At 35.6% G+C, this 18,830-nt stretch carries 23 protein-coding genes; 13 read left to right on the top strand and 10 right to left on the bottom strand.

Annotated elements, in window-relative coordinates:
* Positions 1-205: 205 nt before the first annotated feature.
* A complete protein-coding gene (locus QW060_RS09970) occupies positions 206-1,624 on the top strand; it encodes an MFS transporter (RefSeq protein WP_290363429.1) in 1,419 nt (472 codons plus the stop codon).
* Here the strand turns inward: QW060_RS09970 and QW060_RS09975 are convergent.
* The 3 genes from QW060_RS09975 to QW060_RS09985 are packed head-to-tail and all read right to left on the bottom strand — an operon-like array spanning position 1,603 to position 2,725.
* Positions 1,603-1,830 (bottom strand): hypothetical protein, encoded by a 228-nt coding sequence (locus QW060_RS09975; RefSeq protein WP_290363430.1) that lies wholly within the window; start codon positions 1,828-1,830, stop codon positions 1,603-1,605. The two genes, QW060_RS09970 and QW060_RS09975, sit on opposite strands and share 22 nt — an antisense overlap.
* Positions 1,827-2,180 (bottom strand): SH3 domain-containing protein, encoded by a 354-nt coding sequence (locus tag QW060_RS09980; protein ID WP_290363431.1) that lies wholly within the window; start codon positions 2,178-2,180, stop codon positions 1,827-1,829. Before QW060_RS09980 ends, QW060_RS09975 begins: the two co-directional genes overlap by 4 nt.
* Positions 2,181-2,203: 23 nt before the next feature.
* The gene (locus tag QW060_RS09985; RefSeq protein WP_290363432.1) at positions 2,204-2,725 is read right to left on the bottom strand and encodes a GNAT family N-acetyltransferase; all 522 of its coding nucleotides are present in this window, start codon (positions 2,723-2,725) and stop codon (positions 2,204-2,206) included.
* 67 nt (positions 2,726-2,792) lie between these two features.
* Here QW060_RS09985 and QW060_RS09990 point away from each other — a divergent pair, with 67 nt between their 5' ends.
* The 8 genes from QW060_RS09990 (at position 2,793) to QW060_RS10025 (ending at position 10,176) form a co-directional block, all read left to right on the top strand.
* The gene (locus tag QW060_RS09990) at positions 2,793-3,044 is read left to right on the top strand and encodes a hypothetical protein (protein ID WP_290363433.1); all 252 of its coding nucleotides are present in this window, start codon (positions 2,793-2,795) and stop codon (positions 3,042-3,044) included.
* Between the two features lie 169 nt (positions 3,045-3,213).
* Positions 3,214-4,398, top strand: a complete 1,185-nt coding sequence (locus QW060_RS09995) for an MFS transporter (RefSeq protein WP_290363434.1) — start codon at positions 3,214-3,216, stop codon at positions 4,396-4,398.
* A gap of 88 nt (positions 4,399-4,486) precedes the next feature.
* On the top strand, positions 4,487-5,233 hold the full coding sequence (locus tag QW060_RS10000; protein WP_290363435.1) for a hypothetical protein: 747 nt from the start codon (positions 4,487-4,489) through the stop codon (positions 5,231-5,233).
* 253 nt (positions 5,234-5,486) lie between these two features.
* Positions 5,487-5,855 (top strand): hypothetical protein, encoded by a 369-nt coding sequence (locus QW060_RS10005; protein ID WP_290363436.1) that lies wholly within the window; start codon positions 5,487-5,489, stop codon positions 5,853-5,855.
* 90 nt (positions 5,856-5,945) lie between these two features.
* The gene (locus QW060_RS10010; RefSeq protein WP_290363437.1) at positions 5,946-6,806 is read left to right on the top strand and encodes a DUF3347 domain-containing protein; all 861 of its coding nucleotides are present in this window, start codon (positions 5,946-5,948) and stop codon (positions 6,804-6,806) included.
* Between the two features lie 63 nt (positions 6,807-6,869).
* The gene (locus QW060_RS10015) at positions 6,870-7,442 is read left to right on the top strand and encodes a DUF3347 domain-containing protein (protein ID WP_290363438.1); all 573 of its coding nucleotides are present in this window, start codon (positions 6,870-6,872) and stop codon (positions 7,440-7,442) included.
* Position 7,443: 1 nt separating this feature from the next.
* Positions 7,444-7,893: a heme-binding domain-containing protein gene (locus tag QW060_RS10020; RefSeq protein ID WP_290363439.1), complete on the top strand. Its 450-nt coding sequence runs from the start codon at positions 7,444-7,446 to the stop codon at positions 7,891-7,893.
* An 18-nt stretch (positions 7,894-7,911) separates the two neighbouring features.
* Complete coding sequence (locus QW060_RS10025; RefSeq protein WP_290363440.1) at positions 7,912-10,176, top strand: multicopper oxidase family protein; 2,265 nt, start codon at positions 7,912-7,914, stop codon at positions 10,174-10,176.
* Between the two features lie 4 nt (positions 10,177-10,180).
* On the opposite strand, the gene QW060_RS10030 is transcribed toward QW060_RS10025, so the two are convergent.
* The gene (locus QW060_RS10030) at positions 10,181-10,303 is read right to left on the bottom strand and encodes a hypothetical protein (RefSeq protein ID WP_290363441.1); all 123 of its coding nucleotides are present in this window, start codon (positions 10,301-10,303) and stop codon (positions 10,181-10,183) included.
* Between the two features lie 102 nt (positions 10,304-10,405).
* Between QW060_RS10030 and QW060_RS10035 the strand changes: the two genes are divergently transcribed.
* The 4 genes from QW060_RS10035 to QW060_RS10050 all read left to right on the top strand — a co-directional run bounded on the left by QW060_RS10035 (position 10,406) and on the right by QW060_RS10050 (position 13,057).
* Positions 10,406-10,984, top strand: coding sequence for a TetR/AcrR family transcriptional regulator (locus tag QW060_RS10035; RefSeq protein WP_290363442.1), 579 nt, complete (start codon positions 10,406-10,408; stop codon positions 10,982-10,984).
* Positions 10,985-11,121: 137 nt separating this feature from the next.
* On the top strand, positions 11,122-11,979 hold the full coding sequence (locus QW060_RS10040; protein ID WP_290363443.1) for a nuclear transport factor 2 family protein: 858 nt from the start codon (positions 11,122-11,124) through the stop codon (positions 11,977-11,979).
* Between the two features lie 127 nt (positions 11,980-12,106).
* Positions 12,107-12,523 carry a DUF5367 domain-containing protein gene (locus tag QW060_RS10045; protein WP_290363444.1) on the top strand — a complete coding sequence of 139 codons (417 nt, stop codon included), beginning with the start codon at positions 12,107-12,109 and terminating at the stop codon, positions 12,521-12,523.
* A gap of 144 nt (positions 12,524-12,667) precedes the next feature.
* The gene (locus tag QW060_RS10050; RefSeq protein ID WP_290363445.1) at positions 12,668-13,057 is read left to right on the top strand and encodes a hypothetical protein; all 390 of its coding nucleotides are present in this window, start codon (positions 12,668-12,670) and stop codon (positions 13,055-13,057) included.
* 102 nt (positions 13,058-13,159) lie between these two features.
* Here the strand turns inward: QW060_RS10050 and budA are convergent, their stop codons facing one another.
* The 6 genes from budA to QW060_RS10080 form a co-directional block, all read right to left on the bottom strand.
* A complete protein-coding gene (budA, locus tag QW060_RS10055) occupies positions 13,160-14,743 on the bottom strand; it encodes an acetolactate decarboxylase (protein WP_290363446.1) in 1,584 nt (527 codons plus the stop codon).
* Between the two features lie 4 nt (positions 14,744-14,747).
* Positions 14,748-15,755, bottom strand: a complete 1,008-nt coding sequence (locus QW060_RS10060) for a zinc-dependent alcohol dehydrogenase family protein (protein WP_290363447.1) — start codon at positions 15,753-15,755, stop codon at positions 14,748-14,750.
* 69 nt (positions 15,756-15,824) lie between these two features.
* Positions 15,825-16,322, bottom strand: a complete 498-nt coding sequence (locus QW060_RS10065; protein ID WP_290363448.1) for a hypothetical protein — start codon at positions 16,320-16,322, stop codon at positions 15,825-15,827.
* Positions 16,291-17,181 (bottom strand): MBL fold metallo-hydrolase, encoded by an 891-nt coding sequence (locus QW060_RS10070; RefSeq protein ID WP_290363449.1) that lies wholly within the window; start codon positions 17,179-17,181, stop codon positions 16,291-16,293. The genes QW060_RS10065 and QW060_RS10070 overlap by 32 nt, the downstream gene beginning before the upstream one ends.
* A 75-nt stretch (positions 17,182-17,256) precedes the next feature.
* Complete coding sequence (locus QW060_RS10075; protein ID WP_290363450.1) at positions 17,257-17,841, bottom strand: Crp/Fnr family transcriptional regulator; 585 nt, start codon at positions 17,839-17,841, stop codon at positions 17,257-17,259.
* A gap of 31 nt (positions 17,842-17,872) precedes the next feature.
* Positions 17,873-18,781, bottom strand: a complete 909-nt coding sequence (locus tag QW060_RS10080; RefSeq protein WP_290363451.1) for a helix-turn-helix domain-containing protein — start codon at positions 18,779-18,781, stop codon at positions 17,873-17,875.
* Positions 18,782-18,830: the final 49 nt, after the last annotated feature.

Here is an 18,830-nt window from a genome sequence, read left to right on the forward strand (position 1 = left end):
CTAAAAACGCAAAATAAACACCGTTAAAGCAGTGTATTTTTTTTGATAATCTTACAATACATAGCCGTAATTATGTAAAAACCTTACATATAGGCATTTATAAATTTGTATCAAACAATTGATTGTTTAGTACAAACGGATCACTAATATCCAAAAAATAAAAGTAATTGATAGAAATTAAAATAAATACAAACTAACAGTAAATATGGAAAATACCATTTCAACAGCACAATCAACACCTTATAGCAAACGATGGGCCGCATTATTCTTATTATGTACTGCCCAGTTTTTAGTAATAATGGACACTTCAATTATTGGCGTGGCGTTACCGGCAATAAAAACAGATTTAGGTTACTCACAAACCGGACTACAATGGATTTTTAATGCTTATGTCATCTTATTCGGAGGGTTCTTACTTCTCGGAGGCAGGTTATCAGACTTATTCGGAGCGCGAAAAATTTTTATGTGGGGATTTGTTATCCTTACCTTAGCCTCTTTATTGGCAGGTGTTGCCTGGTCTGAAGCGTCACTTAATATTGGAAGAGCTCTTCAAGGTATAGGCTCTGCATTTATTGCTCCTGCAGCCCTTACATTGGTTTTGTCCAAATTTACAGATCCTAACGAACTAAATAAAGCACTTGGCTTTTGGGGAGCATCTGCCGCTGCAGGAGGTTCTGCAGGAGTTTTTCTTGGAGGTGCTATTACCGAATGGCTTTCATGGCACTGGATATTCCTGATCAATATTCCGGTTGGTATTATAGTATTGCTTAGAAGTCGTAGCCTGTTGCTTACCGGTGAAACCCGAAAAGGAAAAGTAGATATGGCAGGGGCTATTCTGGCAACAGCCTCTTTGATCCTTATGGTGTATGCTATCGTTTCATCAGAAACAGAAGGCTGGGGATCAGTTCACACAATTGGTCTTTTGTTATTGTCATTTGCATTGTTGATTGCTTTTTATATTCTTCAAAAGCAGAAAAGCGAACCATTAATGCCAATATCCATTTTTAAAGTACCCAATCTTTCTGCAGGTAACATTGTCATGGCTTTACTCGCAGCAGCATGGATACCCTTATGGTTTTTTCTGAATCTTTATTTGCAACAAACCTTACATTATTCAGCTTTCAACAGCGGACTTGCTTTGTTACCCATGACATTAGCTATTATGTTTCTGATGGTAGGAGTTACTGGAAAACTGGTAGCAAAGTTTGGCTTTAAATCTAATATGATTGTTGGTCTTCTGATCCTTGCGGCATCATTGATTCTTTTTAGTGCAGTACCGGAAGACGGAACATTTGTTGCGAATGTATTACCTGCCTCACTATTGGGGGCTGTGGGTATGTCGCTTACTTATATACCCGGAACCATTGCTTCGATGTCAGGTGCAAAACCCGAAGAAACAGGACTTGCATCAGGACTGGTTAATACAAGCTATCAGGTAGGATCAGCTTTGGGACTGGCAATTATTGTGGCTATTTCTGCTGCTAAAACAAATACTCTGAAAATGGTTGGTGATACAGAACTGACAGCACTTAATGCTGGTTTTCAAACCGCATTTTTTTCAGCAGGAATGATATGTATTATCGCAGCCATTATCGCAGGAGTTTATATCCGTACAATAAAGTAAAACTGGTACTGCTCTCTATATATTCTGAACATTAATGATTTTAATGTCAGCTGTAAAACCCGCTTTATAGGCGGGTTTTGTGGTATGTGTTTACGGCTAATAAAAACTACAAATAAAGCAGATATTGTCAGAGTAATAAATACATATAGCCATGGTTTGTCAACAATGAAAGGGTTGATATTGAGAAATAAATTCTTCTTAATCATTGCATGTCGATCACTTCATCAGGAATCCAGCCTTCGTCATTATCTTTGATTTTTCTGCACCAACTCCAACCATTCAGGGATTTTACTTTAACAACTATTTCGTCTTTATCTATATTCAGTTCTTTTGCGCTGTAATCTTCTAAAATGAGTCCTTGCTTGTTGCTTTCCAAATTTTCAATTATCTGAATCGGTACCCATCCTCCCTGCTCTTTGTCATTTTCTGCCCAAATCCAGTCTTTCCAGTTTTCTTCGGGTGCCCGGTTTCCTAACTTTACAATTTCTCCTTTTAATAGTTTAATTGGGTTTTCGTACTCACTTGTATGCGATGAAATACTTTTCCATATTTCCATAATTCATAAATTTTAGTTAGCTTTTAAAATGTCAGCGATTTATTACTTTCTCTTTCAGAACTGATACTTATTTGAAATAAGCTTACTGTTGCGTTGTTATAATGTGCAGGTAATCCTTTTGTATTTTTAAGTTTCAATAATCCCAAAAAGTCAAACCCACATTTTGTATAGTAATTAATAAGTCCCGGATTGTTGCCAACAGTGTCCATTCTAACGAACTGTTTTTGATTTTCCCTTGCGTAGATTGTAGCCCATTTTACGATCTCTCTAACCAGATTTTGTCCACGAAAATCAGGATTTGTAGCAATTCGGTGAATGTAAACAGATGGATCGTTATTTCGTTCTTCCCAAATTTGAGGATCGTTAAAAGTCGTTGCCCAGACACAAATAATCTTGTCGCTTGCAACAATTTTCCACTGCCTGTTTTCAGTAATTTCAGTTTCAATCAGTTTTCTCTCAAATTCCGGCCAGCAAACAGTAAATTTAGTCTTCTGAAAATCGGTTGCGATTTTATACAGACGGAAAATTTCGTCTATATCGTTCATACTGCTGTTTTTTATTTGAAAATTCATATTCCATTTATTGTTTTGTTGATTTTATTTTGCAAAAATATTGCATTCATCTTTGTGTTCAGTAGTATCAGAAACGCTGAAAATCACGTTCAACTTTTACAATAGAGTCTGTAAATCATCTATTAGAGTTATTATTTTTACTTATATTATATCAAAAAGTACATCTGCTTTACTTTTAGCAACAATTCTTCATTCAAGATTTAATTCCTCAATATACGATTTTTTAAATTCAATTATCAATCTGATTTACAAACTATTATGTTTTAGTTTTATTATTGATAACATGCTGTAAAATTTTCTAGTTAAGACCATAAGACGGAATTGTAATATGTATAGTATTAAGAATCATAACCTCTTATGATGATGAGCTCAATCTGTAAACTTTACATAATAAATAAGAAATAACGTAACATTTTGACGAATATAACGTTGCAAATTTGCACTCTAATAGCAACAAAAACATGAATGCAAAATTCAAATGGAGTAATGTGTACATCTTGTTTGTATCTCAGGCTCTATATCAGACGGTCTCCATACTCGTTATTACATTATCAGGAGTTATTGGTATGCAGATGGCACCTGATAAAAATCTGGCAACATTACCTGTAGCCATGACTACCATTGGTGCAGCAGTAATGATGATACCGGCTTCTATGCTTATGAAGAAAATTGGGCAACGCAAAGCATTTATGATAGGTACTCTTATTGGTGCTTTATCCGGAGTAGTTTCCTGGTATGGTATTATCAACCATTCCTTTTGGATATTTTCTATCGGTAATATGCTGCTGGGTGCTTATCAGGGATTTACACAGTACTATCGTTTTGCAGCGGCGGATTCTGTTCCTGAAAAAGCAAAAAGCAAAGCCATCTCATGGGTAATTGGTGGAGGTATTGTTGCAGCTGTTGCCGGACCAAATCTGGCAAGGTTTACACAAGATATGGGTGCAATACCTTATGCCTATTCTTATCTTTCTACTATTCTGCTAAGTATTGTTGCTCTGGGAGCAGTATCACTTCTTAAAATCGGACATACAGCTGTAGTACAAACCAATAAACCTACAAAAGCAGGACGGTCATTAAAGGAAATTATTAAAAATAAAAATACAGTTCTCGCCTTGTTCTCCTCAGCCACCGCTTTTGCTGTGATGGGAATGTCAATGACCGCAACACCAATTGCTATGCATGATTTCGGGCATTCATCCGGTGATACGGCAATGGTTATCCAGTGGCATGTATTAGGCATGTTTTTACCTTCTTTTTTTACAGGAACGCTGATTCAGAAGTTTGGAGTACATCGCATCATTATCGCAGGAATACTTATTTTGTTTGTATATCTCATTGTTGCACTTTCAGGAACAGAATTTAGCAATTTTATTGCCGGTTTATTTATTGTCGGTTTAGGTTGGAATTTCCTGTTTATTGGCGGATCCTCTGTACTTACAAAAGTATATAGACCTGAAGAAAAAGAAAAAACTCAGGCCTTTCATGATTTTACCGTCTTTACAGTTATCAGTATTACAAGTTTTTTTGCAGGCAGTCTGTTTAATCATTGGGGCTGGATGGGCGTAAATCTGATATTATTGCCATTACTCATCTTAACATTTGCAGTAGTGATGAAAATAATCAGAAATAATAGTAATCAGTAAATTTTATAAATCTATTCGAAAATACCGTAACACAAAAAAACCTGATTTGCGGAAATTTGTATAGCAATAACATATAAATATATCAATTATGAATACACATCAGCATACAGAATCGGTGGATGTACACGTTACTTCCGAACCTAAAAACATTATAGCAAATTATCCGGCATTATTTATCATATCGGTTACTGAAAGTGGTGAAAATATTCCTCTGGAAGTAGTTCATACGATGAAGATGCATCTTCTTGTAGTAAATGAGGAATTAACTTGGTTTGACCATATTCATCCTGAAAAACAGGCAGATGAAACCTATTATGTAGCAGAGACTTTCCCATCAGCAGGAAAATATCTCTTTTTTATTGATTACAAACCTGTAGATCATCCGGCAAGTGTGAGCATGAAATCTATTGAGGTTGAAGGTAATCTACTGAAGCAAATACCTGAAACCAAACCTAAGTTAACAGCTGTTGTTGATGGCTATACAATAAGCTTACTTAATGGAAATGACCTAAAAACCAATACCGCTCAAAGTTTGGAGTTTTCTATAGAACAAGAAGGCAAAAGATTGGAAGAAAAAGATATAGAACCGTATCTGGGAGCAAATGCCCATATTGTGATGATCAGTCAGGCTGATAAAGACTTTTTACATATTCATCCGATGTCTCAAGATCCTTTTCCGATTTATGCGAAAACCTATATTAAAAAAACCGGTTTGTACAGAATGTGGGTACAGTTCAAAATAGAAGGAGAAATACATACAGTAGATTTTACCGTAATAATTTCGGAAGGAGAAGCTAATAAAGGAATTCATGAAAGTCATGGTGCTCACCATTAAGCTCTCAAAAGATTTTTTTACAGATACAATTCAGTTTAGTCTGTTTAGCTATAGGATACCATAATTCACTTATAGCTAAATAGATATGTTGTAAATCTATTATTCAAAACAGTAAATTTTACAAATAAAATAGAAAATAATATAAATGTTACTGCGGTTGATTTCTGAACTTTATAAAATGAATAAACTTAACTCTGATCACAACAATTTTATATGAAGAAACTATCGAACAGAGTTACATATTATATAGTGTGTGAAAAATTTCAGTAAACATATTATCCTTATTTTTCTGATAAGCATCAGCTCTTTACTACTACCATATACAAGCTCTGCCTGTGTAGCAGATGATACATCGTTTAAAGAAAATCATTGTTCCATACAAGACAACAAAAGAACTGAATCAGATAGGTTGGATGATAACACTACTGATAATCATTCCATTTGTAAATACAATGCTTGCGTCTGTAGTAATTTCTTCCAATTCCCAACCATATCCATTAGTTTGGAAATCCATATAGAGAATCCATTTGATGAGATCACTAAAAAAGAAAAATTTCACTTTATTCAGTTAGAATATAGCTCTGGCTTTATCTCACCACGGTTCCCTCCTAAAATAAGCTGATTTTTAAGATATGAACAGCCCTGTTTATGTATGGGCTTAAATATATAGTAGCTTTAAAAACATACTTTATTATAATTAAAAAGAAACAATATGAAATCAATTGTAAAGATGTTCATAATAGTAAGCATATTTCTATCATCAGTTACGAATTATGGACAAATAAAAAATGAAATAACAGAATCCGTTAAAATATACGGCAAATGTGATATCTGTAAAAATAAAATTGAACAAGCTGGTAATAAAAAGAAAACAGCAAGCGTACGATGGGACCAAAAAAGTCAGATGGCTGTCATCAGCTATGATAAAACAAAAACAAATCGTGAAAAAATATTAAAACGAATAGCTTTAGCCGGTTATGATAATGAAGCCTTTTTAGCACCTGATGATATATATAACAAACTACCTGAATGTTGTCATTATGAAAGAGAATTGAAACCTTTAACCATGGAAACAAAAAGGCATGAATCGATGACAATAAATGCACATCATGGTAATGAAAAAAATAATAAAAAATCAGAAGATGCCATAATTCAGAAGATTCTGAACAGCTATTTTGACATTAAAGATGCTTTGGTAAAGACAGATGCAACCAGTGCTGGTAAAAAAGCTGCAGATCTGAATACTGTTGTAAAAGCAGTAGATAGAAGTAAACTCAATACTACTGAACAAAATGTTTGGAGCAAAATTTCAAATAACGTAACTACATATTCAGAAAACATGGCTAAAACTAAAGATATTAATAAACAAAGAGAACTATTTGCATTACTCAGTATTGAAATCTATCAACTGGCAAAAGCAGCAAAATCAGGTTTTCCTATCTATTATCAACACTGTCCGATGTATAATAGTGGAAAAGGAGCGGACTGGTTAAGTAAAGAGAGTACTATAAAAAACCCGTATTATGGATCTAAAATGATGAATTGTGGCAGTACAACTGAAACATTGAACTAATAAAGCTCATTATCAAAAAAATAGAGCTAAAGAGATTTTTAATCAATTCTAAATTAAAAAAAAATGAAAAATATACTTCTTTATCTTTTTGTAGGGGCAACATTGCTATTCAGTACCCTATCCTGTAATCAAAAATCTAAAAAAGCAGATGAAGCAAATGAAAAGGTAGAAAACACCTCATCTGAAAACAAGGTGGCTAAATTTTCTATACAAGAAATGGTATCAGACTATCTAACTTTAAAAAATGGATTGGTAGCTGATAACAGCGAAGCAGCAGCTAAAGCAGGAAAACGACTATTTGAAACACTCAATGCGGTAGATATAGCGATTGTTCCGGAAGACAAGAAACAGGAATACAAAGATATTACAGATGATGCTAAAGAAAATGCAGAACATATTGCGAAAAATGAAGGTAATATTACGCATCAAAGAGAACATTTAGTAGCTTTAAGCAAAGACATTAATGATTTAATTGTGTTGTTTGGTACTTCGCAAAAATTATATCAAATCCATTGTCCGATGTATAATAACGGAAAAGGAGCCATCTGGATCAGCGAAACCGATAGCATCAAAAATCCTTATTATGGCAATGGAAATAAAATGTTTTCATGTGGTAGCGTAAAGAAAACTTTTTAATATGAGAAAAATACTAAAGGTAACTTTTGGGACAATACTACTGGTACTAATTATCATACAGTTTTATCAGCCGGAACGCAATAGTGATAGCGGAAAAAATTATACTTCTGATTTTACGTCTTCTTATAAAGTTCCGGAAGACGTAAAAGAAATACTACAAACATCATGTTATGACTGCCATAGTAATAACACCAATTATGTTTGGTATGATTACATACAACCAGCAAGAACTTTAGTAGAAAAACATATTAACAACGCTAAAAAAGAATTGAATTTTAATGAATGGGGAACTTATTCCAACCGAAAGCAAGAACGGTTATTGACCTCTATGATAACACAAATAGAGAACAAAGAAATGCCGATACCCTCTTATGTCTTTATACACAGAGAAAAAAAGTTAAGTGACATACAGATAAAAGTGCTTACAAATTGGCTAAAAAATCCCGAATAGAAAAAATAGCAATAAAAGATGAACACATATAAAAATAGCTCTATACGATTATTACAAATAGCCATTTTGTTTTTTTGTATACCTGCATTATGGTCGCAAAAAGTAGTCCGATATGATCTGTATGTAAAAGATACTTTGGTAAATTATGCAGGAAAATCCAAAAGAGCAATAGCAGTAAACGGGCAAATACCCATGCCTACTCTTACCTTTACCGAGGGAGATACTGCAGAAATAGTAGTCCATAACCAACTCAAAGAAGGCACTGCACTGCACTGGCATGGTCTGTTTCTGCCCAATAAAGAAGATGGTGTTCCTTTTCTCACACAAATGCCGATAGAACCAGGAGCAACCCATACCTATCGTTTTCCCATTATCCAGAATGGAACGCACTGGTACCACTCGCATTTTGGTTTACAAGAACAAATTGGAATGTACGGGAGTTTTATAATGCTCAAGAAACCAGACGACAAGACTTTTAGAAAAGGAATTGACGATTTGCCATCTGTACCGGTTATATTAAGCGAATGGACCAATTACAATCCTGATAATGTGCACCGTATGTTGCACAATGCCAATGACTGGTCAGCAATAAAGAAAGGAGCCACACAATCTTATATTGAAGCTATTAAAGAAGGGCATCTGAAAACCAAACTCAAAAACGAATGGAAGCGCATGCTCGCTATGGATGTAAGTGATGTTTATTATGACAAAATACTAATGAATGGAAATGCTTTAACGGATTTAAAATCAATAGATGGAAAAAAACTCAAAGCAGGCGATAAAGTCAGATTACGGGTTTCAAACGGTGGCGCTTCATCCTATTTCTGGCTGCGTTATGCCGGAGGTAAAATGACTGTTGTGGCAAATGACGGAAACGATGTCGAACCTGTAGAAGTTGACAGGCTGATGATTGCAGTCTCTGAAACTTATGATGTAGTTGTTACCATCCCTCAAGATGGTATTGCATATGAATTTATGGCTACTACTGAAGATCGGACCAATTCCTCGAGTTACTTCATCGGAGATGGTGTAAAACAATTGATCTCTCCCCTGCCCCGCCTAAAATATTTTGATGGTATGAAAATGATGAACGATATGATGAAAATGAATGGGGATCTGGATGATATGGGAATGAAAATGAGTCTGAATCAAATGGATATGAATGTGGTAATGTATCCTGAAATAACAGGGGAAAACACAAAAAAACAGAAACATGACAAACATAATGCAGATGAAAACCCGGATCGTTACAATGCCAATGCATTAAGTGATATTGTAACGCTCAATTACGCCATGTTACAATCGCCACACAATACCGAACTACCCGATGATGCGCCGGTACGGGAATTAGAGTTTGTCCTAACCGGAAACATGAACCGTTATGTATGGAGTATGGATAACAAGGTATTAGCTGAAACAGATAAAATTCCGGTTAAAAAAGGGGAAATACTACGCATAAAAATCTATAACAATTCTATGATGCGACACCCTATTCACTTACATGGATTCGACTTCAGAGTAATCAACGGAAAAGGAGAAAAATCACCGTTGAAAAATGTAATTGACATAATGCCGATGGAAACTGATACCATCGAATTTCTGGCAAATGAAGAAGGTGACTGGTTTTTTCACTGTCATATCTTATATCATATGATGGCCGGAATGAACAGAGTTTTTGAAGTAGGAGACTATAAAAATCCATTATTGCCCGATAAAAAGAAAGCATATCGTGCGTTGCAAAGAGAAAGCAACATGCCTCATTTTATGATACAAAATGACTTTGCCAGCAATGGAAACGATGGTGAAGCCATGTTGCAGACAGCAAGATGGAGACTTAATTCTGAATGGAGACTGGGATACAATGACATGCATGGGTATGAAGTGGAAACACATCTTGGAAGATATCTTGGGAAAATGCAATGGATTATGCCATTTATAGGGTTTGACTGGCGTTATCGTAGAATGGGAAAAGATGAACATGAGAAAAACATCTTTGGACAAGTTAATAAAAAAGACACCAGAAGAGCCGTCAGTGTAGGTATCATTTATACGCTACCCATGCTTATTGATTTTCAGGCTGAAATTTATCACGACGGAATCGTTCGCTTACAGCTTATGCGGGAAGATATTCCATTATCAAGAAGATTACGGGGAGGCTTTATGGTAAACTCCGATTTGGAATATATGTTAGAATTACGGTATATAATCACAAAGAATCTTGGAATACGTACCCATTATGATAGTGATATGGGATTTGGTGTAGGACTTTCATTAAATTACTAAAATCTCAAAACAATCCTAAAGAAGTAAAACCGATAGTGAATACTATCGGTTTTACTATTTTACGGATATCATCCGTGTATACAATTTCCTGTTCGATAGCTTTTTCAATTATGTACCAAATAAGCAAAAGAAGTACAGCTCATAGACTGCAAGGCCTTAAACAATAATACAAACATAAAAACTTACAATTAAATATGGAACGATCGGTTTAATTTGTATATTTGCTTTTATGGCAAGAAATAAAGAATTTGATTATACAGAAAAATTAGAAATAGCCCGCAATATGTTTTGGGAAAAAGGATATAATGCTACTTCTATGCATGATATAGTAGCTGCTCTGGGCATAAACAGAAGCAGTATTTATGACACGTATGGTAATAAGCACAATCTCTTTTTACAATCTTTATCTAACTATGCAACTCTTAAAGAAAATCAATATTTAAAAGCTGCGTCAGCAAAAGAAACAGCAATTGATACATTGGAATATATAATACGTGATGTGGTACGTCAGACATTAACAGATAATAAAGCATGTCTTATAGTAAAAACTATTTTTGAGGTAGCAGCAGCAGATAAAGAAATAAAAAACTTTCTCATAAAAAAAGGTGAGGTGTTGCAATCTATCCTGGAAAAATATATTGTCCAGGCACAAAAAGACAACAGTATTAAAAGCAGTAGCAATTCTACTGTAATAGCACGATATGTACTTTCTTCTTTCAGTAGTTTCTGGAGCCATTATATCTTAACACAAAATAAAGAAGAAGTGAATGAAATGGTTGATTTTTTAATAGAACAGCTCAAAAAATAATTTTTTTATCCCATTTTGGAACGAACGGTTTAATATAATTACAATGAAAAAAGCAGTTATGATTATTCTGTGTCTGCTACAGACTAATAATATTTGTGCGCAACAAAAAAATAAAAACAATGATAAAACAAAAGGAAATGGAAAATTCAGATGTATTTGAAAGAAGAAAGAAAAAGGTTAAAAACTATTTCGAAAAAGTAGATAACGGTAAATTTGATGTGGATTATTACAATCTCTTCACGGAAGATACTGAACTATACTTTCCAAAATTTGGCTTTAGTCATGGTAAAGAAGGCATCAGGCAATTTGGCGAAACTATGGCTGGATTTCTTAAAAATATAAGCCATGATATAGAAACTTTCAATTATATAGTTTCAGAAAATTATGTAGTGATCGAGGGTACAGAAAAAGGGACACTACAATCAGGTAAAGAATGGCCAGACCATACTATTGCTTTTGGAAAATTCTGTAGTGTATTTGAGTTTGAAAAGGACCTTATCAAACGAATGCACATTTATGTCGATCCCGATGTTGCTTCAGAAGACATTGACAAAATTCTATTACTAAATAAAGAGACTAATAAAAACCATCAGTTCTACACAAATCAAACTGAAATGATCATAAAAATGTTTTATGATATTCAATTCGGAAAAAAAGAAGGAAATATTGCAGAACTATTTGCGGATACTGTAGATTGGGATCTACCGGGTAACAAGGAAAAATTTCCGTGGACAGGTAAAAGGCATACAAAAAATGAAGTAGCAGCGTTTTTTCAGGAGCTCAGCAAAAATGTAGAATCCAAAAAATTTGAAATTGACTTTATTTCAGTCAATGGACAAAATGCTACAGCTGCAGGCAGATTATCCTCTAAAATATTGAAATATGATAAAGTATTTGACACAGAATTTGTAGTAATTTTTAAAGTTATGAATGGAAAAATAGTAAAATACCATTTTTTAGAAGACAGCTATAAACTTAATGAAGAAATGCAATAGTAAAAAAGGGATTCAGCTTATAACTTACCCTTAGATTATTGTTTAACTTCCTTTTTTACAGGTTATCAAACCCTATATTATGTAGTATAATTTAGTATTTTTACAAAACTAAAAAACGTAAAAAAACATGACATTATCCTACAAGCGCTATCTTATTCCGATACTCGGCATAGGATTTCTCATCTGGCTGCTCGCAACTATTGCTTTCAGAGCAGCAGGGCAATTCTTTTTTATTACCGATTCGCCTGTTATACTTAGCATTTTATACATCATAGTCGTACCCGTATTGGGATTGGTGACTGTGCTTACATGCAGAAAATTCAGATTAAAAGGACTTGAAAACGTAGTTGCAGGTGTACTTTTAGTATTGCCGGGAATGTTGATAGATACTTTTGTGATTCAATTTTTTGGCGATGTATTTCCGAATATGCCAACAAACAGAGCTGCAACATTTGGTTCCTGGTTGATGTGGGCATACACTATTGTCTTAATCACTTCATTAATCATAGGATTGCGCCAGTCAGCAAAACAAACCATCAAATAAAGACTTTGGATTGTAAACAAATCTCCATTTCTATTTTGCTGTCTGCAACACGCACTATCTGAATCTTTTTGACTATGGCACAAATGTGTCAGTAGCAATTGTTTGTTAATCTCCAATTTTGCTGAAGATTAAAAATTAATAAACATGACAAAATCAGAATTAGAACAATTCGTGAAGAATTACATCCAAGCGTGGAGTACAACGGATGCCGGTAAAAGGAAACAGCTTATGGAAAAAGTTTATTCAGCTTCGGCAACATTTTATGCAAACGAACCGGGCGATGATACTGTAATGCATCATGGTATGGATAGAATTTATGAAAACATTACAAAAGTTAATCAGCGGCTCACTATCGAAAACGGGCTCGTTACAGAATGTACTCACTACTGCGAAAACCACAATACGCTAAGGGTAAGTTGGCACATGAAAACACATGACACAACTGTTGTAATAACAGGTATGAACTTTCTGCAACTTAATGACTCGATGAAAATTGAAGGCGATTATATTTTTATCAACCAAAATTCAGAGTAAAACGTTATCAAAATATTTAAAAAAATGGTGCGAACAATTAATTGCTCACACCATTTTTTTAAAATCAATATGTCTCACTCCGTTTCCCGAAAAGGGATGTTTCTATTCCCCCTGCTCTACACGTTTTAAAGCTTCATTATCTTTGCCGTCAAACCTGAAATTTTGAAAATCTTTGTCTGTAGGTATATCCAGTTCAAAACTTTTCAATTCGGCTATTTCGATTTTCAGATTTTTACCATTGAAATCCAAGACGTGTCCACCCTGTGTTCTATCAGTAGAAAGAAAATGAAAATGGAAACCTTTGCTATTAATACCGTTCAAATATTCGGGCAAATGAAAACCGATTAATGTGCCTTGTGTATTTGAAAATTCAAAAAACTTTTGCGTGTCAAAAATTGAAGTAATAACGGGAAATGGCTCACTTTTTACAGGCGGAAATGCTCTTGTTTTTATATGGTCGAACTTTCCCGTTATTCTAATGGCATACATCGCATTTTTATTTTTCAGTTCTTTGCTTATCTGCTCCCAAAGTACCTTTTCGCCAATCGGATTTTGAATGTTGAAAACCGTATCCGCTTTAAAGAATGTGGTAAAAAACATCGAACTTTTAAAATCATTGTCAGGCTCTAAGGTTTCGCCTGTGGCTTTGGTTTGGTATACTTTCCCGTCCAACATCGTCAATTCGCCGTCCAGCATATCGGGAGCTCCCAAACCAAAATCTCCTTTAAGCTTCAGTTCTTTCAGGGGCAAAGTACCTCTGTACAGCCCACCCACAAAAGCATCTGCTACACCGTATTGATAGAGTTTGTTGTATTGTTGTTTATGGTTCATTTCCAATTCTTTTTTATCCGTGATGATTACTTTGTTTTTCAGCATCTGGGGCATATAGATTTTTTTGGTGGCAGGGTGGTAATAAATATCCGCAATGCTTTCTTCGGTTAATAGCATTTCGGGGTGTTGGTTGTCCAAATCGTAAATCCAAAGTTTTCCATAACCTTTGGTGGGAAATGTTACCCAGTCCGAAATCAGCAAATGAGTATCATCTATCCATTCGATGCCATCAAAAAAACCGTTGGAAATATTGGGAAGTTCTTTAAAATCTTCGTTGCCTGTTTTGATGTAAACCGAACCCTCGCCCAAAGTGTCGCCATTGGTACAAACCGCAATCTGGTTGGTGCTTTTATTGAACGAAATGCCGTTTATGGTCGGGATATTTCCAATGGTTTCAACCGATTTTGTTTGGGTATTCACTTTGTAGATATTTCCCGAAAGGGTTTCTGTAACGGCAATAAACCCATTTTCCATACGGCAGATGTCATTCAGTATCTTTGCTTCGGGAATAGTTAGTTCAAAAACTGTTTTTCGGGTATTGATGTCAAATCCTACAATGCGTTCAAGGTCTGCTACGTATAAGATGCCGTTTTCAATCGTCATCCCTTTGGGAGCGTGCAGAACGCCTTTCGTGGGAGCAAATTTCAATTCAATCAATTTCCCGTCTGCGGAAATTTCACTTATAAATCCGTCTCCGTCTTTACTGAAAACATCTTGTCCCTGACTGGAAACAAAAAATCTGCTGCCGTCTGAAGTGACACTCTCGGGCATCGAAAATCCGTTGATGCTTTGTTGCGCAAAACTGTTTAATGCTATGCAGATAAAGACTGCGGTTAATATGCTTCTTATTTTCATTGCCTTAAAATTTGATGACTACTTTTCCAAAAGCATTACCCGATTTCAGTTTTAAAAATGCTTCCTGCGTTTCGTTTATGTTGTAAATGCTGTCTATAACGGGTTTAAAGTTGTTTACTTCAATGGCGTTTACCAGCTCGTTCAACTCTTGCGCATTGCCTACGGAATAGCCTTGCAGACGGATATAATTCATAATGAGCGGAAATACATCGAAAGTGAGCTTACTCCCAGACATAAAGCCTACCAAGCCCACAAAACCTTGTTCTTTAACGGAAAGGATACTTTGATTTATGGTTTCATTTCCCGCCACATCGAGGGTTACATCTACGCCTGTGCCGTTGTTCAGCCGTTTTACTTCATTGCTCCAATCGGGAAAGTCCTTATAATTGATAACATCATCAGCACCCAAATCTTTCAGTTTTTGCTCTTTCTCACGACTTCCTGTGGTGGCGATGACTTTCAGCCCCGACATCTTTGCGATTTGCAAGGCAGATAAGGAAACTCCGCCGCTTCCTTGTATCAGTATGCTTTGTCCGGCTCTGATGTTGGCTTGGTTTACGAGCATTGCCCAAGCGGTCAACCCAGCCACAGAAAGCGAGGTTGCTTCTTCATCGCTAAGGTTTTGAGGGCTACGAACCAATGTGTTTTCGGGTTGTATGGTAAATTCTGCCAATGTTCCCGACGTTTGTATGCCTGTTCGTAGGGCATTGTGAAAAGGCGTTGTTCTCCCTGCTTCCCAACGTGTGATGAACGGAATGAGCACACGGTCGCCTTTTTTCCAGCGTGTTACGTTTTTACCCACGCTTTCTACTACGCCCACTCCTTCCGAAACAGGAATAAAAGGCAGTGGAATATTAAGCCCAAGTGTGTTTTCTACCGTAAGCAGGTCGAGATATTGCAGCGAAACGGCGGTAGTTCTTACCAATACTTCATTTTCGCCAACTTCGGGAGTTGGCACTTCGGTTAGTTTCAGATTGTCTATACCGTAATTGTCTAATTGTATTGCTTGCATAAATCACATTTTTATGAAGCTAAATTAGACAGACCTATTTTTTTAAAATTATGCCATTCAAACGGATGGTTATGAGATAGATTCTATCTTTCTTTTAGGTTCTTTTAAAGTCAATGCAATCGAAATAACACTAATGATACAAGCGATAATAAAATTCGGGTGTATAATGGTAAATATTTCGGGAAAGTCTGGTGGCAATGTAATGCCGTCTGGTGCTGTACTTGTGCCAGGCATTAGTAATGCGGGAATGAACATTCCCCAAAAACACAAAGGACTTAATCCTATAAATAACTTTGAAAACACACTTCCTTTATCCTTGTATTTTCCATAAAGGCAATAAAGCGAAAGCACACTCATAACGATAGTTGCAAAGTATTGACAAGCCCAATGAAACCTTGCGTGTGGTGTCCATAAAGGATTGGTCATATGGGAATCATTCAGATCCATTACGGAAGTGATGATGATGGTGAAAACCGAAATGAATGTAAAAGTATATTTGAAACGTGGGCTAAAATTTTTCATTTTGATGATTTTCTTAATGTATGGAAAGCGTATCGCCTGTTTCAAGAATAAATGTTTTGGTTTTTGGGGCATTTACAGTTGTGGCGTTGGCAAATTCCTGTGCATTTCCATCATACTTTAATATAAACAGGTCTTTAAATTTTCCACCTGAAAAATTGTAATGGATTGGAACTGCCACCTTAGGATTAATGAAAGCACAGAATTCGGCTGCCTGTACTGCACTCATCACCATTTGTTTGTTAAACATCGGACGGATTTTTAAACCGTTTACCGACAGGATAGCTAAATCAATTTTTGGAAAACGGGTTTTGATTTCATTCAATTCAGGTATCAGTTTTGTATCACCACCAAAATAAACCGCTCTATTTCCTGCTTCTATCATAAAGGTTATTTCCTTTACTTTATGCTTTGCAGGACAAGCTGTTACTTTTACTCCGTCGATAGTAACAGATTGCCAAGGGTCAATTTCATATACGTTAGAAAATCCTGCGGATTTTACTTTTTTGCCCACCCCGACAGGAACGATGAAAGGAACATTTTTGTCGGGATACGTCTTAAAGGTTTCGATATCGAAATGGTCATAGTGATGGTGGGATACTACAATCATTGAAAGTAGAGGAAGTTTGTCCTGCAGAAATGCGATAGGCTCACCACGATAATATCCTTTTTTCTCACTAAACCACGGGTCTGTAAGGATGGTTTTTCCACCTATATTAATAAGTGTTGTTGCGTGTCCTATGCGTATAAAATTTATAGTATCGGCATTGTTAAAGCCTGTTTCATAATTATACTTTTTCTGTAAATCGGCTTCTCTTACAGAGGGAACGGTTAGTTTTGATGTAGCGGAGCAACTATGTAAAAAGAATGCTATTCCAATAGCAAATGGGATTTTAATATGCTTCATATTTATCTGAATTAGAATTATAAAGCAAAGGTCTGAACGAAAAAAAGCTATTCCGTTCACATAGGTTAATAAACGCTATTTCGTTCCCAAAACTTTCCGTATCCGGCTTAGCGATTGTGGTCTTATTCCTAAATAGCTGGCAATAAGGTATTGTGGAAATGCCTGAAACGCTTGTGGGTATTCTTTCAAAAAGTTGGTATAACGAGTTTCAGCACTATCCAACAACAAGCTGATTTCTCTTTTCTCCTTTCGCATAAACAAGTAATCAGCCATATTCTTTGCAAATTCAGTCCAATGAATGTTATTCTTCATCAATGGAATTAAAAAAGACTTGTTCCACGATGTGAGTGCGCAGTCTTGCTCTGCCCGTAAATATATCAAAGACAGTCTTTCGGTTTGGAAACTCGTATAAGAAGTAATGAATTTGTTGTTGAGCGAAAAGTCTTTTATATGTTCGTTTCCGTCCATTAAAACAAAAACGCTGATAGCTCCGTGATGAAGAAAATATAGTTTTTTACATATTTGCCCCTCCCGAATTAGATAATCGCCTTTTGAAATTTGCTCTGTTTTGCCGTTTTCCAAAAAGTGCTGAATATCTTCTTCGTTTGTGATACCCGACCTTTTCAAAAATTCTTTTATTTGTTCTTGTTGTGCCTGCATTTATTTATTTAATAACATTTATATTAGCCTTTTAGGAATTATTACTAACAATCTCTTTTCTGTATTGCAATGGTGTAACTTCTTTATGTTTCTTAAAAAAGATGATAAAGTTGGACGAATGTTCAAAGCCTAAGCTGTAGGCTATCTGTGCAACATCACAATTGCTGAATTGCAATAACGCTTTTGCTTCTTTAAGCATTCTTTCGGCTATCCATTCGGTAGTTGTTTTGCCCGTGCTTTCTTTCAGGGCTCTGTTGAGTGTATTGGTATGTATATTGAGCTGTACCGCAAATTCGTTGGCTGTTTTTAATTTCAGTATTTGGCTTGGCGTATCTATAGGAAACTGTCTTTCCAGTAGTTCAAGAAACAAGCTACTGATACGCTCCGAGGCATTGGCTGGCTGATAAAAGGTTTCGGGCGGTTGCATTTTCATGGCTTCGTGCATTACAATCTGTATATAATTTCGCAATAAATCGTACTTATGGGGGTATTCCGAATTTATTTCATGCACCATATTTTCAAAAACACCCTGCAAAAGTTTCAGACTTTCTTCATTGGGAAAAAACAGGTGGTTGCCGCCAACTTTAAATAATGGCGATTGCGAAAGGCTTTCGTTTTTCAATGCGGTATTTACAAAATCTTCTGTAAAAAGGCAGAAATAACCCGTCTGATCTTCTGATGTGGGCTGCCATGAGTAGGGAATAAGCGGATTGAGAAACGTTAGAGTGGGCCTGTCAATATTAATTGCTTTATCAGAATAGCCAATGATTCCTGTACCTTTTGTAATCATCGAAATTTTGTAAAAATCCCTACGATTAGGTGGCAACGATGTGCTGTCACAGGCAAATTCCTCTCTGCGGTATACATTGAATTGTCCTGATTTGGGATATTCCTGTCCGTGATGGGTATAAAACTCTCTGATGGTTTCTTTATGTTTCATTTTATAAAGTTATGAAATTCAAACTTATATAACATTATAAATTATAATA

It is taken from the genome of Paenimyroides ceti (assembly GCF_030409925.1).

Bases quoted from the DNA above. Each gene is read 5' to 3' on its own strand.
- QW060_RS09970 (WP_290363429.1), top strand. From the start codon at position 206: ATGGAAAATACCATTTCAACAGCACAATCAACACCTTATAGCAAACGA.
- QW060_RS09975 (WP_290363430.1), bottom strand. From the start codon at position 1,830: ATGATTAAGAAGAATTTATTTCTCAATATCAACCCTTTCATTGTTGAC.
- QW060_RS09980 (WP_290363431.1), bottom strand. From the start codon at position 2,180: ATGGAAATATGGAAAAGTATTTCATCGCATACAAGTGAGTACGAAAAC.
- QW060_RS09985 (WP_290363432.1), bottom strand. From the start codon at position 2,725: ATGAACGATATAGACGAAATTTTCCGTCTGTATAAAATCGCAACCGAT.
- QW060_RS09995 (WP_290363434.1), top strand. From the start codon at position 3,214: ATGAATGCAAAATTCAAATGGAGTAATGTGTACATCTTGTTTGTATCT.
- QW060_RS10000 (WP_290363435.1), top strand. From the start codon at position 4,487: ATGAATACACATCAGCATACAGAATCGGTGGATGTACACGTTACTTCC.
- QW060_RS10010 (WP_290363437.1), top strand. From the start codon at position 5,946: ATGAAATCAATTGTAAAGATGTTCATAATAGTAAGCATATTTCTATCA.
- QW060_RS10015 (WP_290363438.1), top strand. From the start codon at position 6,870: ATGAAAAATATACTTCTTTATCTTTTTGTAGGGGCAACATTGCTATTC.
- QW060_RS10020 (WP_290363439.1), top strand. From the start codon at position 7,444: ATGAGAAAAATACTAAAGGTAACTTTTGGGACAATACTACTGGTACTA.
- QW060_RS10025 (WP_290363440.1), top strand. From the start codon at position 7,912: ATGAACACATATAAAAATAGCTCTATACGATTATTACAAATAGCCATT.
- QW060_RS10035 (WP_290363442.1), top strand. From the start codon at position 10,406: ATGGCAAGAAATAAAGAATTTGATTATACAGAAAAATTAGAAATAGCC.
- QW060_RS10040 (WP_290363443.1), top strand. From the start codon at position 11,122: ATGGAAAATTCAGATGTATTTGAAAGAAGAAAGAAAAAGGTTAAAAAC.
- QW060_RS10045 (WP_290363444.1), top strand. From the start codon at position 12,107: ATGACATTATCCTACAAGCGCTATCTTATTCCGATACTCGGCATAGGA.
- QW060_RS10050 (WP_290363445.1), top strand. From the start codon at position 12,668: ATGACAAAATCAGAATTAGAACAATTCGTGAAGAATTACATCCAAGCG.
- budA (WP_290363446.1), bottom strand. From the start codon at position 14,743: ATGAAAATAAGAAGCATATTAACCGCAGTCTTTATCTGCATAGCATTA.
- QW060_RS10060 (WP_290363447.1), bottom strand. From the start codon at position 15,755: ATGCAAGCAATACAATTAGACAATTACGGTATAGACAATCTGAAACTA.
- QW060_RS10070 (WP_290363449.1), bottom strand. From the start codon at position 17,181: ATGAAGCATATTAAAATCCCATTTGCTATTGGAATAGCATTCTTTTTA.
- QW060_RS10075 (WP_290363450.1), bottom strand. From the start codon at position 17,841: ATGCAGGCACAACAAGAACAAATAAAAGAATTTTTGAAAAGGTCGGGT.
- QW060_RS10080 (WP_290363451.1), bottom strand. From the start codon at position 18,781: ATGAAACATAAAGAAACCATCAGAGAGTTTTATACCCATCACGGACAG.